At 68.9% G+C, this 24,406-nt stretch carries 22 protein-coding genes; 16 read left to right on the top strand and 6 right to left on the bottom strand.

Features of this window, described 5'->3' with window-relative positions; all coding sequences use genetic code 11:
• Positions 1-66: 66 nt before the first annotated feature.
• The 3 genes from ACZ5QD_RS06645 to ACZ5QD_RS06635 all read right to left on the bottom strand — a co-directional run bounded on the left by ACZ5QD_RS06645 (position 67) and on the right by ACZ5QD_RS06635 (position 4,018).
• Positions 67-2,391: a HelD family protein gene (locus ACZ5QD_RS06645; RefSeq protein ID WP_045536807.1), complete on the bottom strand. Its 2,325-nt coding sequence runs from the start codon at positions 2,389-2,391 to the stop codon at positions 67-69.
• 67 nt (positions 2,392-2,458) lie between these two features.
• Positions 2,459-3,205: a DoxX family protein gene (locus ACZ5QD_RS06640; RefSeq protein ID WP_006895455.1), complete on the bottom strand. Its 747-nt coding sequence runs from the start codon at positions 3,203-3,205 to the stop codon at positions 2,459-2,461.
• A 114-nt stretch (positions 3,206-3,319) separates the two neighbouring features.
• Positions 3,320-4,018: an MBL fold metallo-hydrolase gene (locus ACZ5QD_RS06635; protein WP_006895456.1), complete on the bottom strand. Its 699-nt coding sequence runs from the start codon at positions 4,016-4,018 to the stop codon at positions 3,320-3,322.
• A gap of 106 nt (positions 4,019-4,124) precedes the next feature.
• Here ACZ5QD_RS06635 and uvrA point away from each other — a divergent pair, with 106 nt between their 5' ends.
• Together uvrA and ACZ5QD_RS06625 are read left to right on the top strand one after the other, a co-directional pair.
• Positions 4,125-6,983, top strand: coding sequence for an excinuclease ABC subunit UvrA (gene uvrA / locus ACZ5QD_RS06630; protein ID WP_006895457.1), 2,859 nt, complete (start codon positions 4,125-4,127; stop codon positions 6,981-6,983).
• Positions 6,980-7,768, top strand: a complete 789-nt coding sequence (locus ACZ5QD_RS06625) for a class I SAM-dependent methyltransferase (protein ID WP_006895458.1) — start codon at positions 6,980-6,982, stop codon at positions 7,766-7,768. The genes uvrA and ACZ5QD_RS06625 overlap by 4 nt, the downstream gene beginning before the upstream one ends.
• Here ACZ5QD_RS06625 and ACZ5QD_RS06620 read toward each other — a convergent pair.
• Positions 7,765-8,055 carry a hypothetical protein gene (locus tag ACZ5QD_RS06620; RefSeq protein ID WP_006895459.1) on the bottom strand — a complete coding sequence of 97 codons (291 nt, stop codon included), beginning with the start codon at positions 8,053-8,055 and terminating at the stop codon, positions 7,765-7,767. The genes ACZ5QD_RS06625 and ACZ5QD_RS06620 overlap by 4 nt on opposite strands.
• Before the next feature lie 88 nt (positions 8,056-8,143).
• Positions 8,144-8,560, bottom strand: a complete 417-nt coding sequence (locus ACZ5QD_RS06615; RefSeq protein WP_006895460.1) for a DUF1844 domain-containing protein — start codon at positions 8,558-8,560, stop codon at positions 8,144-8,146.
• A gap of 218 nt (positions 8,561-8,778) precedes the next feature.
• On the opposite strand from ACZ5QD_RS06615, the gene infC reads away from it, so the two are divergent.
• The 6 genes from infC (at position 8,779) to ACZ5QD_RS06585 (ending at position 12,228) form a co-directional block, all read left to right on the top strand.
• Positions 8,779-9,351: a translation initiation factor IF-3 gene (infC, locus tag ACZ5QD_RS06610; RefSeq protein WP_006895461.1), complete on the top strand. Its 573-nt coding sequence runs from the start codon at positions 8,779-8,781 to the stop codon at positions 9,349-9,351.
• An 84-nt stretch (positions 9,352-9,435) separates the two neighbouring features.
• A complete protein-coding gene (gene rpmI, locus ACZ5QD_RS06605; RefSeq protein WP_006895462.1) occupies positions 9,436-9,630 on the top strand; it encodes a 50S ribosomal protein L35 in 195 nt (64 codons plus the stop codon).
• 34 nt (positions 9,631-9,664) lie between these two features.
• Positions 9,665-10,045 carry a 50S ribosomal protein L20 gene (gene rplT / locus ACZ5QD_RS06600; RefSeq protein WP_006895463.1) on the top strand — a complete coding sequence of 127 codons (381 nt, stop codon included), beginning with the start codon at positions 9,665-9,667 and terminating at the stop codon, positions 10,043-10,045.
• An 11-nt stretch (positions 10,046-10,056) separates the two neighbouring features.
• Positions 10,057-10,884 (top strand): TrmH family RNA methyltransferase, encoded by an 828-nt coding sequence (locus ACZ5QD_RS06595; RefSeq protein WP_039867011.1) that lies wholly within the window; start codon positions 10,057-10,059, stop codon positions 10,882-10,884.
• Between the two features lie 62 nt (positions 10,885-10,946).
• Positions 10,947-11,300 carry a gamma-glutamylcyclotransferase family protein gene (locus ACZ5QD_RS06590; protein ID WP_006895465.1) on the top strand — a complete coding sequence of 118 codons (354 nt, stop codon included), beginning with the start codon at positions 10,947-10,949 and terminating at the stop codon, positions 11,298-11,300.
• A gap of 73 nt (positions 11,301-11,373) precedes the next feature.
• On the top strand, positions 11,374-12,228 hold the full coding sequence (locus tag ACZ5QD_RS06585; RefSeq protein ID WP_082083861.1) for an ABC transporter ATP-binding protein: 855 nt from the start codon (positions 11,374-11,376) through the stop codon (positions 12,226-12,228).
• Here ACZ5QD_RS06585 and ACZ5QD_RS06580 read toward each other — a convergent pair whose 3' ends face one another.
• Positions 12,229-14,592 carry a protein kinase domain-containing protein gene (locus tag ACZ5QD_RS06580; RefSeq protein WP_464367187.1) on the bottom strand — a complete coding sequence of 788 codons (2,364 nt, stop codon included), beginning with the start codon at positions 14,590-14,592 and terminating at the stop codon, positions 12,229-12,231.
• A gap of 241 nt (positions 14,593-14,833) precedes the next feature.
• Between ACZ5QD_RS06580 and pheS the strand changes: the two genes are divergently transcribed.
• The 8 genes from pheS to ACZ5QD_RS06540 all read left to right on the top strand — a co-directional run bounded on the left by pheS (position 14,834) and on the right by ACZ5QD_RS06540 (position 24,352).
• Entirely contained in the window at positions 14,834-15,886 is a 1,053-nt protein-coding gene (gene pheS, locus ACZ5QD_RS06575) for a phenylalanine--tRNA ligase subunit alpha (RefSeq protein WP_006895468.1), read from the top strand.
• 42 nt (positions 15,887-15,928) lie between these two features.
• On the top strand, positions 15,929-18,406 hold the full coding sequence (pheT, locus tag ACZ5QD_RS06570; RefSeq protein WP_006895469.1) for a phenylalanine--tRNA ligase subunit beta: 2,478 nt from the start codon (positions 15,929-15,931) through the stop codon (positions 18,404-18,406).
• 51 nt (positions 18,407-18,457) lie between these two features.
• Positions 18,458-19,495 carry an N-acetyl-gamma-glutamyl-phosphate reductase gene (gene argC / locus ACZ5QD_RS06565; RefSeq protein WP_006895470.1) on the top strand — a complete coding sequence of 346 codons (1,038 nt, stop codon included), beginning with the start codon at positions 18,458-18,460 and terminating at the stop codon, positions 19,493-19,495.
• Between the two features lie 98 nt (positions 19,496-19,593).
• Positions 19,594-20,781, top strand: coding sequence for a bifunctional glutamate N-acetyltransferase/amino-acid acetyltransferase ArgJ (argJ, locus tag ACZ5QD_RS06560; protein WP_231650268.1), 1,188 nt, complete (start codon positions 19,594-19,596; stop codon positions 20,779-20,781).
• On the top strand, positions 20,778-21,698 hold the full coding sequence (gene argB / locus ACZ5QD_RS06555; RefSeq protein ID WP_006895472.1) for an acetylglutamate kinase: 921 nt from the start codon (positions 20,778-20,780) through the stop codon (positions 21,696-21,698). The genes argJ and argB overlap by 4 nt, the downstream gene beginning before the upstream one ends.
• Positions 21,695-22,885 (top strand): acetylornithine transaminase, encoded by a 1,191-nt coding sequence (locus ACZ5QD_RS06550; RefSeq protein WP_006895473.1) that lies wholly within the window; start codon positions 21,695-21,697, stop codon positions 22,883-22,885. The genes argB and ACZ5QD_RS06550 overlap by 4 nt, the downstream gene beginning before the upstream one ends.
• Before the next feature lies 1 nt (position 22,886).
• Positions 22,887-23,816: an ornithine carbamoyltransferase gene (argF, locus tag ACZ5QD_RS06545; protein WP_006895474.1), complete on the top strand. Its 930-nt coding sequence runs from the start codon at positions 22,887-22,889 to the stop codon at positions 23,814-23,816.
• Entirely contained in the window at positions 23,816-24,352 is a 537-nt protein-coding gene (locus ACZ5QD_RS06540; protein WP_006895475.1) for an arginine repressor, read from the top strand. The genes argF and ACZ5QD_RS06540 overlap by 1 nt, the downstream gene beginning before the upstream one ends.
• Positions 24,353-24,406 lie beyond the last annotated feature (54 nt).

Here is a 24,406-nt window from a genome sequence, read left to right as displayed (position 1 = left end):
GACCGCCACGGTCAACCGGAGCCCGGCCGAACCGCCTCACGCGGCTCGGCCGGGCTCCGTTTCTCGTCATTCGTGCGGGAGGTCGTCCGGGAGGTCGGCGAGGTCGGGCGGCAGGGCGCGCGCGTGTACCACCACCAGACGCTGGGTGGCTCGGGTGAGCGCCACGTACAGGTCGTTGTATCCGCGCGGCGACTCCGCGATCAGGTCGGCGGGCTCGAGCAGGATCACGTTGTCGAACTCCAGACCCTTCGCCGCGGTGATCGCGTGCACCGTGGCCCGATCGCCGGGCGACGCGAGTGCGCGGACGTCCTCGGCGGTGCCGTCCGAGGCGATGATCGTGGTGAGGCCGGGCCAGCGGGAGCCCTCCGCGAGCGCGACTGCCGCGGCGGCGGCATCGTCGGATCGGATCGCGTATGGCTCGATCCCGTTGGAGCGCAACGACTCCGGCGGTGCTTGATCCGGATTGATCCAGTTCAGAACACGGTTGGCGTACCGCGTGATCTCCGACGGAGTGCGATAGTTGACGGTCAGTTCGTGCAATCGCCAGCGGTCGGCGACGTAGGGTTCGAAGACCTCGCGCCACGAATCGGCGCCCGCGGCATCGCCCGTCTGGGCGGTGTCGCCGATGACGGTCATCCAGCGATTGGGGATCCGCCGCATCACCATTCGCCACGCCATCGAGGAGAGTTCCTGCGCCTCGTCGACGATGACGTGCCCGAAGGTCCAGGTCCGGTCGTCGTGGGCCCGCTCGGCGGTGGTCCGGCTCGTGGTGTGCACCTGCCGTTCGGCCAGTTGCTCGGCGTCGATCAGGTCGTACGCCATCAGGATCTCGGGGTCGAGGTCGTCCTCCAGATCCTGCGGTGCCGAACCGGTCAGGATGTCGAGGGCGTCCTGGGCTTCGGCGAGCCGTTGCCGCCACTGCGCGCGTTGGACCTGTTCGGCCTCGTCGGTACGGTATCCGATCAGTTCCGCGAGTTCGTCGAGCAGCGGGACGTCGGCGGGAGAGAAGTCGGCGCCGTCGCGCAGGGGATGCGCATCGCGACGGAGTGCGTCGCGTTCCTCGTCGGTCCAACCGCGCGTCGACTTCCGCAGGAGTGCGGGGTCGTCGTAGAGCTCGCGGAGAACCCCTTGCGGTGTCAAGGCAGGCCAGAACTCGCCGAGCGCCTGGACGACGTGGGGATCGGACTCCAGCTCCCGGCGGATGTCCTCCAGATCGGCGCTGGTGAGCAGTTGGCTGCCGTCCAGCGGGTCTGCTCCCACCTGGCGGGCGTGCACCTCTGCGAGTTCGTCGAGCGCCGCCCGCAGGAAGGCGCGCTGCGCGAGATTGTGGGCCCGTCGCGTGGACCGCGCGTGCGCCCGCGCAGCCTTGACCACCTCGGCGTCGATCGGGAGCTCATAGCCGTCGAACGGGACGGTGACACCGCGGCCGGGGAGCGCCTGTTTGGCGCGGACCGCGGCGCGGAGCACGTTCAGCATCCGCTGGTCGCCTTTCAGCGCGGTTGCGGTGCGGGAGTCTCTGGCCCGCGCGCGCACATCGGGGAACAGGTCTCCGACGGTGGAGAGCAGGACTCCCGTCTCGCCGAGCGAGGGAAGAACCTGGCCGATGTACTGAAGGAAATCGGCGTTCGGCCCGATGATGAGCACACCGCTGCGCGAGAGCATGTCGCGGTAGGTGTACAGCAGGTATGCGGCGCGGTGCAGCGCTACCGCGGTCTTACCGGTGCCCGGCCCGCCCTGGACCACCGTGACGCCGCGATGCGTGGAGCGGATGATCTCGTCCTGCTCGCGTTGGATCGTCTCGACGATGTCGGTCATCTCGCCCGTGCGAGCGGCGTTGAGAGCGTCCACCAGGGCCGCCTCGTTGACGACGTTGCCGCCGAGCTCGGCGCCGTCGGAGCTCGTCTCGATGCGGCCGGATGCGAGGTACTCGTCGGACACGGATCGGACCGCACGCGACCGCGTCCGGATGTGCCTGCGGCGTTCCACGTCTTCCGGTGACGCGGGGGTCGCGAGATAGAAGGGCCGGGCCAGTGGGGCGCGCCAGTCGAGGAGCAGCGTCGTGTCCTGCTCGTCGTCGTCGAGGATTCCGATCCGGCCGATGCGCCGGACGGTGTCGGTGTCGGTGCCGTCGGTCATGTCGAGCCGACCGAAGTACAGGTTGTGTTCGGCGGCGTCGATCTTGACCAGGTCCTCCTGGTACATCCGTTCGTACGACTCGCGTTCGGAGAGCGCCTGCGGTGTGCCCGCCGACTCGCGGAGAGTCTCGCTCAGCCTGCGCTTGGCGTTGGCACGCATGCGGTCGAGCCGGCCGTACACCGCATCCAGATGGACTTGCTCCTGCGCGAGTCGCGGATCGGATGCGGTGTCGGCCGGCGTGGGGTCGGAGGGCACGGAACGGGGGTGTGGCGCTGTCACAGTCGTTCCATGTTACCGGGATCTGCCCAGAAGGGGCCGGGAGTCAGCTCGCGAGCTGGCGGCGCCACCGGCGGGCGCGGACAGCGGTCTCCTCGCCGACCCTCGTCGCGACGTCGCGTGCGTGTTCGGCGAACTCGGGTGCGCGATCGACGATCTCCTGGGTGGTGTCGGCGAGCTGCGCGCGGGCGGTGCCCGCGAGCTGTGAGGCGCGGTCCCGGATCTCGTCCACGGGCACGCGGTCTACCACTTCCTGTGCGCGTTCGGCCGCATCGTGCGCGAGCGCACTCGCGCGGTCGGTGAACCGTTCCGGTTCCACCTCGGCCGCGGCGTGCAGCGGCTTCGCAGCCCGGTCCGCCAGCTGGTGTGCCTGCACCTGCGCCTGCTCGAGCGTCCGCCGGGCGCGCCAGCCCAGGGACGGGCGTCCCTCGGTGTCGGCGGCGGCGATCAGGACTCCGCCGAGCAGTCCCACATCCTTCACGAACAACGACTGCTTCAGCGCACGCCGGGCCGGGTCCGTCTCGTTCCAGAAGTCGCTGGCCAGGACCATGGTCGGAACGATGGTTCCGGCGAGGACGGACGACGCCAGCCGCGGTGCGCGGCCGGTGGCGAGGGCGACGCCCGCGGCGATCTGTACGGCTCCGGCGACCTGAACGACGGTCTCGGCGCGAACCGTGGAATCGACCAGCGGCTCGGATGCCTGGGCGCGGCGCGACGGTGAGGTGAGCGCGTCGGCGCCGGAGGCGATGAACGCGGTGCCGAGCAGAGGTCGTGCGATCTTGCGTAACAGCATGGTCGTCCTTTCATCGGGGGACTGTGATCCGGACGCCCGGCCGGCCCGATCCTCGATGCGGTCGGCAGTGGCCGAGCGACGTCCCTCCTCCGAGGCTACCGATCCGGGCCCGGCTCACCAGCCGCGTTCGCGCCACTCGCTCAGATGCGGACGCTCGGCGCCGAGAGTGGTGTCCTTGCCGTGCCCGGGGTAGACGACGGTGTCGTCCCCGAATCGGTCGAAGAGTTTCTCGGTGACGCCGTCGAGCAGGATCTCGAAGTCGCCCGGCTGCCAGGTCTTGCCCACGCCGCCCGGGAACAGGGTGTCGCCGGTGAACAGGTGCACGCGTCCGGAGCGTTCGGTGAGGACCAGCGTGACGGATCCGGCGGTGTGGCCGCTGATGGCGATCACCTCGAGCGACAGGTCTCCGACCTCGATGGTCTCGCCGCCGGTGAGCGTGCGGTCGGGGTCGAGCGGGAGCTCGTCGGCGTCGGCCTCCCCGACGACGATCGGCACCTGAAGCACCCGATGGACCTCCTCGAGGCCCTGCCAGTGGTCGAAGTGTCCGTGCGTGGTGAGGATCTGCGTCACCTCGCCGGGGAGCGCGTCGAGCAGCGCGAGGATGGTCTCCGGATCGTTCGCCGCATCGATCAGCAGGCTCTTCCCGGTCGCGGAGTCGGTGACGATGTAGACGTTGTTGTCCATCGGTCCCACCGACATCTTGACGATCGTCGCGTTGTCGAGCGCCCGGCGCTGCGCATGCGCGCCGTGGTGATCGGGATCGGGGGACACGTTGCCCGTGTAGTCGTCGGTCAGTTCTACCTCGATGCTCATATTCCCAGGTTAACGTCCTCGGCCGTGATGCCCAGCCGGAATTGTCGGAGGGTCCGCGTACGCTTGCAGCCGGATAATTCTGCGACGTGAACGTAAGGAACTTTCTGTGGTTGATCGCCTGATCGTCCGGGGTGCACGGGAGCACAATCTGCGCGGGATCGATGTCGACCTGCCGCGCGATTCGCTGATCGTGTTCACCGGCCTGTCCGGTTCCGGGAAGTCGTCGCTTGCGTTCGACACGATCTTCGCCGAGGGGCAGCGACGCTATGTCGAGTCCCTGTCGGCGTATGCGCGGCAGTTCCTCGGGCAGATGGACAAGCCCGACGTCGACTTCATCGAGGGGCTCTCGCCCGCGGTGTCGATCGATCAGAAGTCGACCAACCGGAACCCGCGCTCGACGGTCGGCACCATCACCGAGGTCTACGACTACCTGCGCTTGCTCTACGCGCGCGCCGGTACCGCGCACTGTCCGGTGTGCGGCGAGAAGATCGCCCGCCAGACGCCGCAGCAGATCGTCGATCAGGTGCTGGCGATGGCCGAGGGCGTGCGCTTTCAGGTCCTCGCCCCCGTGGTGCGCAGCCGCAAGGGCGAGTTCGTGGATCTGTTCGCCGAACTGCAGGTCCAGGGTTTCGCGCGCGCGATGGTCGACGGAGCCGTTCACCAGCTGTCGGATCCGCCGAAGCTCAAGAAGCAGGAGAAGCACGACATCGACGTGGTGGTCGACCGCCTGGTCGTGAAGCCGTCGGCCCGCCAGCGTCTGACCGACTCGGTGGAGACGGCGCTGCGGCTGGCGGACGGCATCGTGGTGCTGGACTTCGTGGACGTCGACGAATCCGACCCGAACCGGCAGCGGCGCTTCTCGGAGCGGATGGCCTGCCCGAACTCCCACCCGATCGCGATCGACGATCTCGAGCCGCGCGCGTTCTCGTTCAACTCGCCGTTCGGCGCCTGTCCCGAGTGCGACGGTCTGGGCGTCCGCAAGGAGGTCGACGAATCGCTCGTGGTGCCGGATCCCGACCTCACCCTGCGGGAGGGTGCGATCGCCCCCTGGTCGACCGGTCATAACGCCGACTACTTCCTCCGGCTGATCGAGGGTCTGGGCGACCAGATGGGGTTCGACGTCGACACCCCGTGGGAGTCGTTGCCGCGTACCGCGCGCAGAGCACTGCTGAACGGCTCCGATCATCAGGTCCATGTGAAGTTCCGCAACCGGTATGGACGGACGCGGTCGTACTACACCGAGTTCGAGGGCGTCATGGCGTTCCTGTCGCGGCGTGCGGAGACCACCGAGTCCGAGCAGATGAAGGACCGCTACGAGGGCTATATGCGCGACGTGCCGTGCCCGGCCTGCAACGGCGCCCGGCTGCGGCCGGAGATCCTGGCGGTCACGCTCGACCACCCGGTGTACGGTCCCAAGTCGATCGCCGACGTCACGTCGCTGTCGGTCGCCGAGTGCGCCGACTACCTGAACGGTCTGGAACTCGGCGAGCGCGAGGCCGCCATCGCCGGACGGGTCCTCAAGGAGGTGCAGGCGCGCATCACATTCCTGCTCGATGTCGGCCTCGAGTACCTCTCGCTCTCGCGGGCGGCGGGTTCGCTCTCCGGCGGCGAGGCTCAGCGCATCCGCCTCGCGACGCAGATCGGAGCCGGGCTCGCGGGAGTGCTGTACGTGCTCGACGAACCGTCCATCGGTCTGCACCAGCGGGACAACCGGCGGCTGATCGACACTCTCGTCCGGCTGCGCGACCTGGGCAACACGCTGATCGTCGTCGAGCACGACGAGGACACCATCCGGGCCGCCGACTGGATCGTCGACATCGGCCCGCGTGCGGGCGAGCACGGTGGGCGAGTGGTGCACAGCGGCAGCTACCCGGACCTGCTGGCGAATCCGGAGTCGATCACCGGCGCGTATCTGTCCGGCCGCGAAGTGCTGCCGGTTCCGTCGATCCGGCGTCCGATCGACAAGAAGCGCATGCTGACCGTCGTCGGTGCCAGCGAGAACAACCTCAAGAACATCGACGTGTCGTTCCCGCTGGGGGTCCTGACCGCGGTCACCGGCGTCTCGGGGTCGGGCAAGTCGACCCTCGTGAACGACATCCTCGCCACGGTGCTCGCGAACAAGCTGAACGGCGCGCGGCAGGTGCCCGGCCATCACAAGCGGATCAAGGGCCTCGACCACCTCGACAAACTGGTCCAGGTGGACCAGTCGCCGATCGGCCGCACACCGCGATCGAATCCGGCCACGTACACGGGCGTCTTCGACAAGATCCGGACGCTGTTCGCGGCGACCACCGAGGCGAAGGTGCGCGGCTACCAGCCCGGTCGGTTCTCGTTCAACGTGAAGGGCGGCCGGTGCGAGGCGTGCATGGGCGAGGGCACCATCAAGATCGAAATGAACTTCCTGCCCGACGTCTATGTGCCCTGCGAGGTGTGCCACGGCGCGCGGTACAACCGCGAGACGCTCGAGGTGCACTACAAGGGCAAGACGATCGCCGAGGTCCTCGATATGCCGATCGAGGAGGCCGCAGACTTCTTCGAGCCGGTCACCTCGATCCACCGGTATCTCAAGACGCTGGTCGACGTGGGTCTCGGGTACGTGAGGCTCGGTCAGCCCGCACCCACCCTGTCCGGAGGCGAGGCGCAGCGGGTGAAGCTGGCGGCCGAACTCCAGAAGCGGTCGACCGGCCGCACGGTGTACATCCTCGACGAGCCGACCACCGGCCTGCACTTCGAGGACATCCGCAAGCTGCTGCTGGTGATCAACGGGCTCGTCGACAAGGGCAACACGGTCATCGTCATCGAGCACAACCTCGACGTGATCAAGACCGCCGACTGGATCATCGACATGGGACCCGAGGGCGGCAGCGGCGGCGGCACCGTGGTCGCCGAGGGCACACCCGAGCAGGTGGCAGAGGTTGCCCGGAGCCACACCGGCGCCTTCATCAGGGAGTTGCTCGCGCCGTGACCTCGGCCGGCGGAGACGACTGGCTGACCACGCGATTGCGTGCGGCGGGCTGCGTGTTCGCTGAAGAGGAGGCCGCGATTCTCCGCCGCTGGGCGGACGGCGAGGCACAACTCGGCCAGTGGGCGCGGCAGCGGGCCGCAGGTGAGCCGCTGGAGCACGTCGTCGGACACGTCGATTTCGCCGGTCTGGAACTGGCCGTCGGGCCGGGAGCCTTCGTGCCACGACAGCGGTCGCGGCTGCTGGCGCGGGTAGCTGTCGACCTGCTCGGAGCCCGGCCCGCGCCGGTGTTCGTCGAGGCGTTCTGCGGAGTCGCGCCGATCGCGTCGTACGTCGCGGCCCGGTGCCGGTCCGCGCAGGTGGCCGCGACCGACGCGGATCCGGTTGCGGTCGGGTTCGCTTCCCGCAATCTCATCTCGGGCGCGGTGTACCGGGGCGCGGGGCTGTCGGGACTGCCTGCGGAGCTGCGCCGGGAGATCGACGTGATCGCGGCGGTCCCGCCGTACGTGCCGGCCCAGGCGCTGGAGCTGCTTCCGCATGAGGCCACCGATCACGAGCCGCGCTCGGCGCTGATCGGCGGGGGCGACGACGGTCTGGGGCACGCGTCGGATCTGCTGCGCGAGGCGACCGAGTGGCTGGCGCCGGGGGGCGCTGTCGCGATCGAGATGAACGCCCGACAGGCGCCCGCGGCCAATGAGACCGCTCGCGCTGTCGGCCTGCGCCCGCGGGTGGTGTCCGGCGAGGACGGGCAGACGGTGGTCGTGGTGGCGGCCGCGCCGCGGCGTTAGAGCCCCATCGACCGCCGGAGCTCCTCGAGCTTCTTCTTGGCGGCTTCTTCACGTTTCGCCATCGCGTCGTCGAGCGCTTCGGCCTCCGCCGACATCTCCGACAGCTCTTGGCTCCCGATGGCCGTCGCAGTGCGTTGCTCGATCTTGTCGCGGACATGATCGAAGGTCGGCACACCCGCCGGCGTGTATCCGGTGACGTCTTCGTACGAGGGTGCTTGTACCGGCGGCGCGGAGTCGGGCGGCACGATTTCGGCGTCGAGGGGTTCGTCGTCGCCGGAGTGGGTCATCGCTCCAGCCTACGCCGGACGCCTGCGACCCGGACGTCTGCGACCCGGACGCCTCCGACTCGGACGTCTACGACCCCGGGCGGCGTGATCAGCCCTTGACCGGTCCGGTGTACTTCTCGCCGGGCCCCTCGCCGGGAGCGTCGGGGTACGACGACGCCTCGCGGAATGCGAGTTGCAGCGCCTTGAGCCCGTCCTGGATCGGCTTGCGATGCAGGCCGAGATCAGGGGCGGCGGCGGAGACGAGGCCGGCCAGTGCGTTGATCAGCGCGCGGGCGTCGGGCAGATCCTTGAACTCCTCGTCTCCGCCCGCATCGGGGCCGATCTTCTCGGCCGCGGCGCTCATCAGCATGATCGCCGCGCGGGTGGTGACCTCGACTGCGGGAATAGTGGCGAGCTCGCGAACGTTGTCCTGGTTCGCGTCGTCTCCGCCGACACCTCCCGGGGCGACGTGGACGTTCGCGTCGTCGGAGGAGGTGTCGCCGGTCGAATAGGAGTTATCGTTCACGCCTGTTAGACTGTCACAGCATGACCGCCTCGGTTCGCGCCGGGGTAGCAAGAGGATTCTTCGAGTCCCACCGTGCGACGCTGTCCCAGACACGCAGTTTCACGGTTCCGGTCACACCATCGCCAGTCGATGAACCGAGGTCACTCGGCTCTCGGCGGGCATTATGGTGTTCTCGGCCTCGAATCTCCTCACGCTTGCCAGTCGTATTGGCCGGCCACATGGAAAACATTGATCGAGGAGGCCACATCAGCACTGAAACCCGCATCAACGAGCGCATCCGCGTCCCCGAGGTCCGTCTCGTCGGACCCGGCGGTGAGCAGGTGGGCATTGTGCGTGTTGAAGATGCGCTTCGCCTGGCTTACGAAGCCGACTTGGACCTGGTGGAGGTTGCGCCCGACGCGCGCCCGCCGGTGTGCAAGATCATGGACTACGGCAAGTTCAAGTACGAGGCGGCGCAGAAGAAGCGCGAGTCCCGCCGTAACCAGCAGATGACCGTCATCAAGGAGCAGAAGCTCCGCCCGAAGATCGACGACCACGATTACGAGACCAAGAAGGGTCACGTCATCCGGTTCCTCGAAGCGGGTTCGAAGGTGAAGGTGACGATCATGTTCCGCGGTCGCGAGCAGTCCCGCCCCGAGTTGGGCTACCGCCTGCTGCAGCGCTTGGGAGACGACGTCGCGGAGTACGGCTTCGTCGAGACCTCGGCCAAGCAGGACGGACGCAATATGACCATGGTCCTCGCCCCGCATAAGGGCGCGAAGACCAGGGCCAAGGCCCAGCAGGGATCCTGAACCCACCACACTGAAGTAGCAGTGGACCCGAACCGCCCGGATCGCTCCGGGCGGGACTCGGGTCCGCCCGAATGAAGGAAACCAATGCCGAAGAGCAAGACGCACAAGGGCACCGCGAAGCGATTCAAGGTGACCGGCAGCGGCAAGATCGTCCGTCAGAAGGCAGGCAAGCGCCACCTCCTGGAGCACAAGTCCTCGCGCGTCACGCGTCGCCTGGACGGCATCACCGTGGTGAGCGAGAACGATGCCCCGCGGATCAAGCGCCTGCTGAACCGCTGACTTTCCGCTTAAGACTTTAGAAGGACACTGACTAATGGCACGTGTGAAAAGGGCTGTCAACGCCCAGAAGAAGCGCCGCTCCGTTCTCGAGGCGTCGAAGGGCTACCGCGGACAGCGGTCGCGCCTGTACCGCAAGGCCAAGGAGCAGCAGCTCCACTCGCTGACCTACGCGTACCGGGACCGCAAGGCGCGGAAGGGTGATTTCCGCAAGCTCTGGATCACCCGCATCAACGCGGCGGCTCGTGCGAACGACATCACCTACAACCGCTTCATCCAGGGCCTCAAGCTCGCCGGCGTCGAGGTGGACCGCAAGGTGCTCGCCGACATCGCCGTCACCGACCCGGCCGCGTTCACCGGTCTGGTCGAGGTGGCTCGTGCCGCGCTGCCCGCGGACGTCAACGCTCCCGCTGCCTGATCTCCGCTGAGATCGCAGTGACGCGTTCTGGACCCGCGACGGATGTTCTCACCGAACGTTCGTCGCGGGTCGTTTCGTTGGCGAAGCTGCATCGCGCGTCGGTGCGCCGGAGCGAGGGCCGATTCCTCGTCGAGGGATTCAATGCCGTCGATGCGGCGCTGAGCACCGGCCGTGCGTTGCAGGTACTGGTGCGCGACGACGACGCCGATCGGCACGCCGATCTGGTCCACCGTGCGCTCGACGCGGGCGTTCGTGTGCAGCGCCTCTCACACCGCGCGGCGGACAAACTGTCCGAGACGTCGACGGCGCCCGGGATCTTCGCGGTGTGCGAGTTGCTGACGGCGGCGCTCGGCGACGTCCTCGCGCGCTCACCGAAGCTTCTGGTCATCGCGGTCGAGCCGCGCGAGCCGGGAAACCTCGGCACCCTGACTCGGTGTGCGGACGCCATGGGGGCCGACGCGGTGGTCCTGCTGGGGGAGTCCGTCGACCCGCACAACGGCAAGAGCGTCCGGGCGGGTGCGGGGAGTCTCTTCCACATCCCGACCGTCCGCGAACCGGATGTCGCGGGTGCACTGGCCGCCGTCGCCGCGGCGGGCATCACGACGCTGGCGACGGAGATGGACGGCGAGCTGAGCCTCGACGACGCCGACGAGGTCCTCGCCCGGCCGCACGCGTGGTTGTTCGGGAACGAGGCCCACGGACTGCCCGGGCAGGTGCTCGACGGCGCCGACCACCGCGTCCGGATTCCGCTGCGCGGGCGCGCGGAGAGCCTCAACCTCGCCGCCGCGAGCGCGATCTGCCTGTACGCCAGCTCCCGCGTGCAGAACCGCGGACGCTGATCTCCGAGGGGTCCTGGCCGGGTGAGGTTCTCCGGAAATCCTTGCGGCAGTACGATTCCGGAATGCACGTCCTCTTCAGCTACGGCACCTTGACGGATCCCGCGGTGCAGGAGGGCGTCTTCGGCGCCCGGATGCCGACGGAGCCCGACACCCTGCCGGGCTTCGAGATCGGCACGGTGACGATCACCGATCCCGAGGTCATCGCATTGAGCGGTACCGCGACCCACCTGATTCTGCGGCCGGGGGCACCCGAGGCGGAAGTGCCCGGCGCCCGGCTGGAACTCGACGACGCCGGTCTGCGTGCGGCGGACGAGTACGAGGTCGACGACTATCGTCGCGTCGAGGTGACGCTGAGCTCCGGCATCCGTGCGTGGGTGTATCTGGCACACGAGGACGCGGCAGTCTTGGAGGGATAGGCTTCACTCACCTAAGTTAGGTGAGGCTACTATCGGAGTCGATGGTGCGGAAACCTAATCGAAGGGGTGTGAGGTGTCAGTTTCTCCGGAGGTCGCCGACCGAACCGACGCCGTGATCGCAGGCTCCGCCGAACCGCGGCTGTCGGCCGAGCGGCTGTCGGTCGGATACGACGGCACGACGATCATCGACGGCCTCGACGTGACGATCCCGACCGGCCGGGTCACCACCATCGTCGGTCCCAACGGCTGTGGCAAATCGACTCTGCTGCGCACGCTCTCGCGGCTGCTGTCGCCGTCGGCGGGAGTGGTGATCCTCGACGGAAAGGACATCGCGACGCAGAAGCCGAAGCAGGTGGCGCGCACCCTCGGTCTGCTCCCGCAGAACCCGATCGCGCCCGACGGCCTCACCGTCGCCGATCTCGTCACCCGCGGCAGGCACCCGCATCAGTCCTGGTATCGGCAGTGGTCGCGGGAGGACGAGGTCGCCGTCGCCGAGGCGATGGAACTGACCTCGACCACCGAACTGGCCGACCGCGCCGTCGACTCCCTGTCCGGCGGTCAGCGCCAGCGCGTGTGGATCGCCATGACGCTGGCGCAGCAGACCGATCTGGTGCTGCTGGACGAGCCGACCACCTACCTGGATCTGGCGCACGCCGTGGACGTCCTCGATCTGGTCGACGAACTGCGCACCGAGCACGGCAAGACGGTGGTCATGGTGCTGCACGATCTGAATCTCGCGGCCCGCTACAGCGATTCGCTCGTGGTCATGCGCTCGGGCGAGATCGTCGCCGAGGGATCGCCGAACGACGTGCTGACCCCGGAACTGCTCGCGGCGGCCTTCGGTCTCGAATCACAGATCGTCACCGATCCGATCGGCGGCACACCGATGGTGGTGCCGATCGGCCGGCGCGGCAGGCACGCCGGCTGATCATGCAGCGAGCTTCACCTCGTGCGGCGTGGTGATCTGATCCTCCGTACGCGTCGCGTCGCCCTGCTGTCCGGTCTTGTTGAGACCCCAGCAGTACTGACTCGAACCCGTGACCGCACACGTCACGCTGTAGGAGGTGACGACCTGGCGGACGTCGCTCACGCCTGACACGTGCTGGGGGCTGTACTGCTGTGAGGTGGACCCGTCACCGACCTGACCGTAGAGGTTGTTGCCCCAGCAGCTGACGTCGCCGTCCGCCACCGCGCAGAACGTTCCGATGTCGACGGAGATCCCGCTGACGCCCGTGAGACCCTCCACCTTCGCCGGTGAGCTCTTCTTGGCCTCGGAGTCCTTGCCGAGCTGCTGATTCTTGTTGCTGCCCCAGCAGTACGGAGCGCCCTCGGCGATGGCGCAGGTGTTCCAGAACGGGGTGTTGTCGATGGTGCCGCCACCGACGGACACCGCGGACACGTCTTTGAGAGAGGTGACCTTGGTGGGGGTGCTGTGATCGTCGGTGCTTCCGTCGCCCAGCTGGCCGTCCCAGTTGCGCCCCCAGCAGTACAGCTCGTCGGATGCGACGGCGCAGACCGACCCGGCCCGTGAGGACACCGCCGTGACGTTCGAGAGCCCGGCCACCTTCGTGGGAGTCTTCAGACTGTCGGTGGTCGACCCACTGCCCAGCTGCCCTCCCGAGTAGAAGCCCCAGCAGTACAGGTCGCCGTCGGAGACCGCGCACGTCGAGGAGTTGGACGTCGAGACCGTGGTCACCTTGCCCAGCCCGGGCACCTTGAAGGGGGTGGTCTTCTTGCTCATCGTTCCGGCGTCGCCGGCCTGCCAGAAGAGGTTGTCTCCCCAGCAGTACAGCGATTCGTCCGCGACCGCGCAGGTGGTGACCGCGGAGTTCGATCCGGTGGAGTCGAAGGCGCCCATCGAGACCGCGGTGACGTTCGAGAGCCCGGCCACCTTGGTCGGCGTCTTGCGTTCGGATGTGGTGCCGTCTCCCAGCTGGCCGCTGGAGTTGTCGCCCCAGCAGTAGAGGATGCCGGAGCCGATCATGCACTCGCTGCCGTACGCCCCGGCGATCTGCGGGGTCGCGTAGACCTCGGCGGCGGGCTCGTCGGACGACGGCCACCACAGAGGCGAGGTCGCGGCCACTGCGACGACGGCGACCGCGGCGACGGCGGCCACGATCCAGCCGATACGCCGCCGCTTTTTCGGCGGCTGCGGCGGTGGTCCCGCGAATCCGTAGGGGCCGGGTCCCGCCTGCTGTCCGCCGGGGAAGGGGCCGGGTCCCGAGAACTGCTGTCCCGGGTAGGGCTGGCCCGGGTAGTGCGGTGCCGCCTGGTAGGGCGCCTGTCCGGAGTACTGCGGGGCGGGCTGGGGGCCGCTGTCGCCGTACGGCATCGGCGCCTGGCCGTGATGCTGCGGTCCCGGCCACGGGGTCGGCGCGGGCGTGGGAGCCGGTGTCGGTGCGGGTGCCGGGGTGGGTCCGCTCGGACCGGGCGGCGCCACCGGCGCCACCATCGTGTGCTGTCCGGCTGCGGTCTGGCGCAGAGCCGCGTCGAGCGCGGCGGCGAAGCCGCGGCAGTCGGGGAATCGCGCTGCGGGATCCTTCGCCATCGCGCGGATCAGGACGGGGGTGAGCGCGTCGAGGTCGGGACGCACCGCGCCGAGCGGAGGCGGCGGCTGCTGCACGTGGGCCATCATCAGCGCCGTCGGGTTCTCGGCGGCGAAGGGCGGCCGCCCGGCCAGGAGCTCGTACGCGGTGCACGCGAGTGAGTACTGGTCCGACGCAGGTCCGGCGTGGGCGCCGCCGATCACCTCGGGAGCCGTGTAGGCGACAGTGCCGATGATGGAGTTCACCGCCGTCAGCTGCGGCGAATCGGCGAGCTTGGCGATGCCGAAGTCGAGAAGGACCGCCCGGTGCAGGGAGCCGTCCGACGACCGCGTGACCACGATGTTCGCGGGCTTGATGTCCCGGTGCACCACTGACCGCGAATGGGCGTAGTCGAGTCCGTCTGCCACCTGCACGATCGCCTGGACCACCTCGGCGGGAGTCAGCCGCGCCGAGGCGAGATTGGGTCCGTCGATGAAACTCATCGTGAACCACGGCTGGTCGTCGGCGATCCCGTAATTGTGAATCGTGACGATCGACGGATGATCGAGTGCCGCCATCGTCCGCGCCTCATTGCTGAAACGCTGCTGGAAATCGGGGTTCGACGCCCCTCCGACGGAGATCACCTTCATCGCCTCGCGGCGGCTGAGTTGTTCGTTCTCGACGACGTAGACGTCGCCCATGCCACCCGAACCCAGCAGTTCGACCACGCGATAACCGGCGATGGTCGTTCCCGGCGCTTTCGACAACTGGCTGCCTTCCTCTGCTCGGCCCCCAACAGTGCGACCTGCTGAAATCGATGTTTTGATGACGGTAGACCATAAGCGGGCCGATACGCGCGACACCGTCTCCCGAGCGAACGACGACGTCGACGCCGGGGCGGGCCCGCGACGGCGGCCGACGGCGGCCTGAGGGGAGGGGCGCGGGTCGTTTCGACTACCCTTGACCCGAGTTCTTTCAGGCCTCTACGCAATAGGAGATGCGAGCCCGGTGGCTGACGATTCTGCTGTCAACGAATTCCCCACCAGCGCCGAGCTGGACGCGGCCGTCGCGGACGCCGTCGCCGCGTTCGACGCCGCCGGCGATCTGGAGGCGTTGGCCAAGGCCAAAGCCGCGTACTTCGGTGACCGGTCGCCCATCGCTCTCGCGCGACGGGCACTGGCCACGCTGCCGAAGGATCAGCGGTCGACGGCGGGCAAGCTCGTCAACGAGGTCCGCGGCAGGGTTCAGGCGGCACTCGACGCCCGCACCGAGACGTTGACCGCCGAACGCGACGCCGCGGTACTGGTCGCCGAGACCATCGACGTCACGCTTCCATCGGGCCGCCGCAGCCGCGGTGCCCGTCATCCGATCACGGTGATCGGCGACCAGATCGCCGACGTCTTCGTCGGCATGGGCTGGGAGATCGCCGAGGGCCCCGAGGTGGAGACCGAGCACCACAACTTCGACGCTCTCAACTTCCTGCCCGACCACCCGGCGCGCTCGATGCAGGACACGTTCTACATCGCGCCCGAGGGATCGCGGCAGGTGCTGCGCACCCACACCTCGCCGGTGCAGGTCCGCTCGATGCTCAGCCGCGAAGTGCCGATCTACGTCGCCTGCCCCGGCCGCACCTTCCGGACCGACGAACTCGATGCGACCCACACCCCGGTCTTCCACCAGATCGAAGGGCTGGCCGTCGACAAGGGCCTGACGATGGCCAACCTGCGCGGCACGCTCGAGGTGCTGGCGAAGGCGCTCTTCGGTCCCGAGACCACCACTCGGATGCGCGCCAGCTACTTCCCCTTCACCGAACCCTCCGCCGAGGTCGACGTGTGGTTCCCGGGAAAGAAGGGCGGCGCCGGATGGGTGGAGTGGGGCGGTTGCGGCATGGTGAACCCGAACGTCCTCCGGTCCAGCGGCATCGACCCGGACGTGTACACCGGTTTCGCCTTCGGAATGGGACTCGAGCGGACCCTCCAGTTCCGAAACGACCTGCCCGACATGCGCGACATGGTCGAAGGCGACGTGCGCTTCACCCTCCCGTTCGGTCCGGCCCTCTAGCAGAATCTTCGCAGCGATCACACGAAAGTAGTTGGTGAACAAGTGCGTCTCCCAAAGTCCTGGCTGACCGAGGTCCTCCGCGAAGGCTCCCCGGATTGGACCGCCTCGACCGAGGAGATCGACGCGGGTTTCGTACGCGTCGGTTTCGAGATCGAGGACATCGAGCCCTTCCCGGAGATCACCGGTCCGCTCGTCATCGGCCGTGTCGAGGCCATCGAGGAGCTCACCGAGTTCAAGAAGCCGATCCGCTTCTGCCAGGTGGCGGTCGGGGAGGAGGCGCCTCGCGACATCGTCTGCGGTGCACGCAATTTCACTGTCGGCGACCTGGTGGTCGTGGCGTTGCCCGGCGTAGTGCTGCCGGGCGACTTCGCGATCGCCACGCGCAAGACGTACGGCAAGACCTCCGACGGGATGATCTGTTCGGTCACCGAACTCGGGATCGGGAACGACCACTCCGGCATCCTGGTGCTCGCACCGGGGACCGCGGAGCCCGGTGCCGACGCCCGCGAGGTCCTCGGCCTGGCCGACACGGCGATCGAGGTCAACGTCACGCCCGACCGCGGCTACGCCTTCTCCATGCGCGGACTCGGCCGCGAGTTGGCCAGTGCTTTCGAAGTGCCCTACGTCGATCACGGTCTGGCCGGGGAGCCGCTGGCGGCCGATGTCGATCGGGAGTCATGGCCGGTCGCGATCGACGCCGACAGTGACGCCACCCGCTACACCGCCCGCGTCGTCACCGGTGTCGACGCTACGGCGTCGTCGCCGTGGTGGATCGCCAAACGACTGATGGTGGCGGGTATCCGGCCGATCTCCGCGATCGTCGATGTCACGAACTACGTGATGATCGAACTGGGTCAGCCACTGCACGCCTTCGACGCGGACAAGATCCGCGGCACGGTCAGCGTCCGCTCCGCACGAGCGGGGGAGACCCTCGAGACTCTCGACGGCGTCACGCGCAAGCTGGACCCTGAGGATGTGGTGATCGCCGACGACTCCGGCCCGATCGCCCTCGCGGGGGTGATGGGTGGAGCCGCGACCGAGGTCTCCGACGAGACCACGAACATCCTTCTGGAGTCGGCCAACTTCGACCAGGTGCGGGTGTTCCGTACGGGCAAGCGCCACAAGCTGTCGTCGGAGGCGGCGAAGCGCTACGAACGGCTCGTGGATCCGGAGATCACCGCGGTGGCCTCCGACCGGGCCGCCGCGCTGATCGCCGAACTGGCGGGCGGCCGCGTCGCCGGTCCGCTGTCGGACGTCCGTACCGCGACCGTTCCCTCCGCCGCCATCCAGATCGACCCGGGACTTCCCGATGCGACCGCCGGTGTCGAGTACCCGGCTGGGACCACCGCCGCGCGTCTGCGCGAGGTGGGATGCGTCGTCGACGGTGACTCGCCGTTGCTGGTGACCCCGCCGTCGTGGCGACCCGACCTGCGCCAGCGTGCCGACCTCGTCGAGGAGGTGCTGCGACTCGAGGGTCTCGAGGACATCCCGGCCGTGGTGCCGCGAGCCACCGGTGGTCGCGGGCTGAGCCCCGCTCAGCGCCGTCGCCGTGCCATCGGCGTCGGCCTGGCCACCGATGGGTACGTCGAAGTCCTGCCTTACCCGTTCCTTCCCGCAGACGTCTTCGATACATGGGATCTGCCCGCCGACGACGTCCGCCGCCGGACCGTCTCCGTGCTCAATCCGCTCGAGTCCGACCGGCCGGAGCTGAACACCACTCTGCTGCCCGGACTGATGGAGATGGCGGCGCGCAACATCGCCCGCGGCCGCCGTGATCTCGCGCTGTACACGATCGGTCAGGTCGTCATCGGCGGTCAGCAGGGTCCGACCGTGCCCCCGCTGGATGTGACGCGCCGGCCTACCGAGGCCGAGCAGACGGCGCTCGACGCATCCCTGCCCGACCAGCCCTTGCACGTGGCCGTCCTGCTCACCGGATTGCGCGAGCCGGCGGGTCCGCTCGGGCCGGGCCGCACCGCGGACGCCTACGACGCGTTCGAGGCGGCTCGGCAGATCGGCCGGGCCGCGGGGGTGGAGCTCGAACTCGTGGCCGACGACCATCGGCCTTGGCACCCCGGCCGCTGCGCTCGGCTCGAGGTCGACGGCGTCGTCGTCGGTCATGCCGGGGAACTGCATCCGGCGGTGCTGGAACGCACCGGTCTGCCCGCGCGGCTGTGCGCGGTGGAGATCGACGTGGACGCGCTGCCGCTGCGCCAGAACCTGCCGTCGCCGAAGGTGTCGCCGTTCCCCGCCGTGCTGCAGGATGTGAACGTCGTGGTGGCCGCGGACGTGGCCGCCCAGGACGTGCAGGATGCGCTGGTCGCCGGCGCGGGAGAACTGCTCGAATCCATCTCGCTCTTCGACGTCTACGTCGGTGCTCAAGTCGGCGAAGGCAACAAGTCCCTGACCTTCGCGCTCACCTTCCGCGCCGCCGACCGCACGCTCACCGAGGATGAGGGGACCGAGGCCAAGATGGCTGCGGTAGCGCATGCGGGCGAGGTCGTGGGCGCCCGCTTGCGCTGACGCGGAGCACGACTAGGTGAATTATTTTGCGCTGTAGTGCATAATGATTTCATGACTATCAAGGTTGCTGTCGCCGGTGCGAGCGGCTATGCGGGCGGTGAGATCCTCCGACTGCTGTGCGGGCATCCGCGCCTGGGTTCGGGTGAACTGGAGATCGGCGCACTGACGGCGGGCGGAAACGCCGGCACGCGGCTGGGTGAGCATCACCGCCACCTGTTCCCGCTCGCCGACCGCGTGCTCGAGGAGACGACGCCGGAGGTTCTGGCGGGTCACGACGTGGTCTTCCTCGGGCTGCCGCACGGACAGTCGGCTGCGATCGCCGATGCCCTGCCTCCCAGCACCCTGATCGTCGACTGCGGCGCCGACTTCCGGCTCGAGGACCCCTCGGAGTGGACGGCCTATTACGGCGGTGACCACGCGGGCACCTGGCCGTACGGCATGCCGGAACTGCCGGGCAACCGGGACGTGATCGCCGGAGCGAGCCGGATCGCGGTGCCCGGGTGCTATCCGACGGTGTCGATTCTGACTCTGCTGCCCGCGTTGGCCGCGGGCCTGGTGGAACCGGCGGTCACCATCGTCGCGATGTCGGGCACCTCGGGTGCCGGCCGGGCGCCGAAGGTGAATCTGCTGGCGTCCGAGGTGATCGGATCGGTCCGCGCTTACGGTGTCGGCGGTGTGCACCGGCACACTCCGGAGATCACGCAGGCTCTTTCGCGGGCAGCATCGCTCCCGGTGTCGGTCTCCTTCACTCCGGTGCTGGTGCCCACGTCGCGAGGCATCCTCGCGACGTGCACCGCGCGCACCGACGCGTCGATCGATGATTTCCGGTCGGCCTATGAGAAGGCATACGAGAACGAGGCCTTCGTGCATCTCCTGCCGCAGGGAGAGTTCCCCGAGACCGGGTCCGTGGTCGGAACCAACATGGTCTCGATCGGTCTGTCCGTCGACGAGCGGTCCGGCACCTTCGTCGCCGTCGGCGCCGTCGACAACCTGACCAAGGGCACCGGCGGTGCGGCCGTCCAGTCGATGAACCTGGCCCTGGGTTGGGGCGAAGGCGAGGGCCTGGCGACCGTGGGAGTGGCACCGTGACCGAAGCAGAGACAGGCTCGAACAGCGTGAAGGACCCGACCGTGACAGACACCCAGACCGTTCCCGTGCCGGACATCGATCTCCTGGTCGGCTCGCGGATGACCCGCCGCCAGGGCGTCACGGCGCCGCTGGGCTTCCGGGCGGCGGGAATCGCGGCGGGGATCAAGGCCAACGGGAAGCCCGACCTCGCGCTGGTGTTCAACGAGGGCCCCGACCTGGCGGCGTCGGCGGTGTTCACTCGCAATCAGGTCAAGGCCGCACCGGTGCTGTGGTCGCAGAAGGTGATCGAGAACCGGTCTCTGCGCGCCGTGATCCTCAATTCCGGTGGAGCGAACGCATGTACCGGGCCCGAGGGCTTTCAGGACACGCACGCCACCGCGGAAGCGGTCGCGTCGACGCTGTCGAGCTGGGGTACCGAGACCGGGCCCGTCGAGGTGGCCGTCTGCTCGACCGGCCTGATCGGCGAGCGGCTGCCGATGGACAAGGTGCTCGCCGGAGTCACCGAGATCGTGCACGAGATGGGCGGCGGACTCGAAGGCGGGACCGACGCCGCCTACGCGATCATGACCACCGACACCGTCCCGAAGCAGGTGGCCTTGCACCACACCGGCGGCTGGAACGTCGGCGGCATGGCGAAGGGTGCGGGCATGCTCGCCCCGTCGCTCGCGACCATGCTGGTGGTGCTGACCACCGACGCCAAGGTGAGCGCGGAGTCGGTCGACCTCGCGCTGCGCCGCGCCACCGCGCGCACCTTCGACCGTCTCGACGTCGACGGCTCCATCTCCACCAACGACACAGTGCTGCTGCTCTCGTCCGGCGCCAGCCAGATCGAGGTCTCCCAGGCCGAGCTCGACGCCGCGGTCTTCGCCGTGTGCGACGATCTGGCCGGTCAGCTGCAGAACGACGCCGAGGGCGTCACCAAGCGGATCGCGATCACCGTGACCGGCGCGGCGACCGAGGACGACGCGCTGGTGATCGCGCGGTCGGTGGCGCGCGACTCGCTCGTCAAGACCGCGCTCTTCGGCTCCGATCCGAACTGGGGCCGCGTCCTCGCCGCCATCGGCGCCGCGCCCGTGACCATCGATCCCGATCGGATCACGGTGTCGTTCAACGGTTCTCCGATCTGCCGCAACGGCACCGGAGTACCCGGGGCCCGCGATGTCGACCTCTCCGGCGATCGCATCGAGGTCGTCGCCGACCTCGGCCTCGGGAACGCCGAGGCGACCATTCGCACCACCGACCTGTCGCACGCTTACGTGGAAGAGAATTCGGCCTACTCGTCATGACGAACACTGACACCTCACCGCTGAGCACCGCCACACCGCTGCAGAAGGCCGGCGTCATCGCCGAATCGCTGCCCGCACTGCAGGCGCTCCACGGCAAGCGCGTCGTCGTCAAGTACGGCGGAAACGCGATGGTCGACGCTGACCTGAAGACGGCGTTCGCCGCCGACATGGTCCTCCTGCGCGCGTGCGGCATCCATCCGGTGGTGGTGCACGGCGGCGGTCCGCAGATCTCCGCGATGCTCGCACGCCTCGGTCTCGAAGGCGAGTTCCGCGGCGGCTTCCGCGTCACCACGCCCGAGGTCATGGACGTCGTCCGGATGGTCCTGTTCGGCCAGGTGGGCCGTGAACTCGTCGGCCTGATCAACGCGCACGGACCGTACGCCGTCGGCATCACCGGCGAGGACGCCCACCTGTTCACGGCGACGCGCCGGACGGTGATGGTCGACGGAGAGCCCACCGATATCGGGCTGGTCGGCGACATCGCGGCGGTCAACACCTCCGCGGTCGACGACCTGATCGCGGCCGGCCGGATCCCGGTGATCTCGACCATCGCGCCGGATGCCGACGGCCAGGTGCACAACATCAACGCCGACACCGCCGCGGGCGCCGTCGCTGCAGCGCTCGGTGCCGAGCATCTGGTGATGTTGACCGATGTGGAGGGTCTCTACACCGACTGGCCGGACCGCTCGTCGCTGGTCTCGACGATCACCGCGGGTGAGGTCGCGACACTTCTGCCCTCCCTCGACTCCGGCATGGTGCCGAAGATGGAGGCCTGCATGCGCGCCGTTCAGGAGGGGATCGGTGCCGCACACGTCATCGACGGCCGTGAAGCGCATTCCGTGCTGGCCGCCCTGCTCACCGCGTCGACGTCGGGAACCACCGTCGTCGCCGACGATCCCGATGGAGGACGGCAGTGACCGCACCCCTGCAGCAGCGGTGGTCCGCTGCGCTGATGAACAACTACGGCACCCCGCCGGTCGCGCTGGTGCGCGGCGACGGCGCGGTCGTGTACGACGCCGACGGCCGGGAGTACCTCGACCTGCTCGGCGGCATCGCGGTGAACGCGCTCGGCCATGCGAACCCGGCCATCGTCGAGGCGGTGACCGCTCAACTCTCGACTCTCGGCCACGTGTCGAATCTGTACATCTCGCGGCCGGTCGTGGAACTGGGCGAGCGGCTCTGCGCGGCCGTCGGCCACGGGGCCCGCGCCTTCCTGTGCAATTCCGGCACGGAGGCCAACGAGGCGGCCTTCAAGCTCGCCCGCAGGACCGGCAGACCGCAGATCATCGCGGCCGAGGGGGGATTTCACGGCCGCACCATGGGTGCGCTCGCGATGACCGGGCAGCCGGCCAAGCGCGCCCCCTTCGAACCGATGCCCGCCGGCGTCGACTTCGTTCCCTACGGCGATGCGCAGGCGCTCCGCGCCGCCGTGTCCGAGCGGACCGCAGCGGTGATCCTGGAGCCGATCCAAGGCGAGAACGGCGTGGTGGTCCCGCCCCCGGACTACCTCGCTCAGGCACGGGCGATCACCGCCGAGCACGGTGCGCTGCTGATGCTCGACGAGGTACAGACCGGTATCGGCCGCACGGGCTGGATGTTCGCGCACCAGCGCGCGGGAATCGTGCCCGACGTCATGACCCTCGCCAAGGGCCTGGGCGGCGGCATGCCGATCGGTGCCGTGGTGGCGACGGGGCCGGCGGCGGCGCTGTTCGAGCCCGGCCAGCACGGCACCACCTTCGGAGGCAATCCCGCGTGCGCCGCCGCCTCGCTCGCCGTCCTGCGTTACATCGACGACCACGACCTCCTCTCGCACGTCGAGCGCGTCGGGAAATCGCTCGCCGACGGCATCGAGGAGCTCGGCCATCCGCAAATCGCGGGTGTGCGCGGCGACGGTCTGCTTCTCGGCGTCGTGCTGAACTCCGGCATCTCGGCGAGCGTCGAGAAGTCCGCGCGGGCGGCCGGGTACCTGATCAACGCACCCGCGCCCGACGTGCTGCGGCTGGCGCCTCCGCTCATCCTCACCGACGAGCAGGCGGCCGGATTCGTCGCCGACCTGCCGGACATCCTCGACGCTGCGATCGACGCACAGAATGGGAATGCGTGACATGACAGAGAACACTCGGCACTTCTTGCGCGACGACGATCTGACACCCGCCGAACAGGCGGAGGTGCTCGAGCTGGCGGCGCGGATGAAGCGCGACCGCTTCGGGTTCCGCCCGCTGGATGGCCCTCGCGCTGTCGGAGTCATCTTCGACAAGAACTCCACGCGGACCCGGTTCTCCTTCGAAGTCGGCATCAGCCAGCTCGGCGGGCACGCCGTCGTGGTCGACGGCGCGAACACGCAGATGGGCCGTGACGAGTCGTTCGCAGACACCGGCCGGGTGCTGTCGCGGTTCGTCGACGCGATCGTGTGGCGCACCTTCGGTCAGGACCGCCTCGAGGCGGTGGCGGAGTACGCGACCGTTCCCGTCGTCAACGCTCTGTCCGACAGCTTCCACCCGTGCCAGGTGCTCGCCGATCTGCAGACGATCATCGAGCGGAAGGGTCGGGCCGCGGGCCTGACGCTGACCTACTTCGGAGACGCCGCCAACAACATGGCCCATTCCCTGATGCTCGGCGGCGTCACCGCGGGCATGCATGTCCGGGTCAGCGGACCGACGGCCTTCCAACCGGATCCGGCCGTGGTCGAAGCGGCGCGGCGGCGCGCGGCCGAGACCGGCGGCAGCGTCGAACTGATCGGCGACCCGATCGCTGCGGCGACCGGCGCCGACGTCCTCGTCACCGACACGTGGGTCTCGATGGGGCATGAGGGCGACGGGCTCGACCGGGTCGGTCCCTTCCGTCCATACCAGATCAACTCGGAGCTGCTCGGGTACGCCGCGGACGAGGCGATCGTGCTGCACTGCCTGCCCGCGCACCGGGGCGAGGAGATCACCGACGAGGTGATCGACGGTCCGGCGAGCGTCGTCTTCGACGAGGCGGAGAATCGCCTGCACGCCCAGAAGGCGTTGCTGGCCTGGTTGATGGACCGCTAGTGGACCGCGCGGACCCCGACCGAACCGCTGCCCGCCGGGCCGAGTCGGCGAGGCTCGCCGCCACGCGGGCCGGCCGGCACGCCCGGATCGTCGAGATCCTGGCGACCGAACAGATCCGGAGCCAGGGCGAACTGCAGCAGAAGCTGGCCGAGCTGGGGATCGAGGCCACCCAGGCGACGCTGTCGCGCGATCTCGACGAACTCGGCGCGGTGAAGCTGCGCGCCGCCGACGGCGGCGCGGGGGTCTATACCGTCCCCGAGGACGGCAGTCCGGTCCGCGGCGTGTCCGGCGGAACCGACCGGGTCTCGCGACTGGTGTCCGAACTGCTGGTGTCGACCGACTCGTCCGGCGACGTCGCGGTGCTCCGCACACCGCCCGGCGCCGCCGGTTATCTCGCCAGCGCGCTCGACCGCGCGCGACTGCCCGGAGTCGTCGGCACCATCGCCGGCGACGACACCATCTTCGTCCTGGCCCGACGGCCGCTCACGGGCGCCGATCTGGCCGCGCGGATCGAGGGACTGGTCTCCAGATCGTAGGCTGAGCGAACGCGCTCACCGACCACCGAACCGAAACACACCCACGCGAGGAGT

This window comes from Gordonia sp. J1A (genome assembly GCF_055393515.1).
This window is presented reverse-complemented; position numbering and strand designations above follow the sequence as displayed.

Coding starts and splice junctions, on each gene's coding strand:
- ACZ5QD_RS06640 (WP_006895455.1), bottom strand. CDS start 3,205: ATGCTGTTACGCAAGATCGCACGACCTCTGCTCGGCACCGCGTTCATC.
- ACZ5QD_RS06635 (WP_006895456.1), bottom strand. CDS start 4,018: ATGAGCATCGAGGTAGAACTGACCGACGACTACACGGGCAACGTGTCC.
- ACZ5QD_RS06620 (WP_006895459.1), bottom strand. CDS start 8,055: ATGACCCACTCCGGCGACGACGAACCCCTCGACGCCGAAATCGTGCCG.
- infC (WP_006895461.1), top strand. CDS start 8,779: ATGGAAAACATTGATCGAGGAGGCCACATCAGCACTGAAACCCGCATC.
- rpmI (WP_006895462.1), top strand. CDS start 9,436: ATGCCGAAGAGCAAGACGCACAAGGGCACCGCGAAGCGATTCAAGGTG.
- rplT (WP_006895463.1), top strand. CDS start 9,665: ATGGCACGTGTGAAAAGGGCTGTCAACGCCCAGAAGAAGCGCCGCTCC.
- ACZ5QD_RS06590 (WP_006895465.1), top strand. CDS start 10,947: ATGCACGTCCTCTTCAGCTACGGCACCTTGACGGATCCCGCGGTGCAG.
- argC (WP_006895470.1), top strand. CDS start 18,458: ATGACTATCAAGGTTGCTGTCGCCGGTGCGAGCGGCTATGCGGGCGGT.
- argJ (WP_231650268.1), top strand. CDS start 19,594: ATGACCCGCCGCCAGGGCGTCACGGCGCCGCTGGGCTTCCGGGCGGCG.
- argB (WP_006895472.1), top strand. CDS start 20,778: ATGACGAACACTGACACCTCACCGCTGAGCACCGCCACACCGCTGCAG.
- argF (WP_006895474.1), top strand. CDS start 22,887: ATGACAGAGAACACTCGGCACTTCTTGCGCGACGACGATCTGACACCC.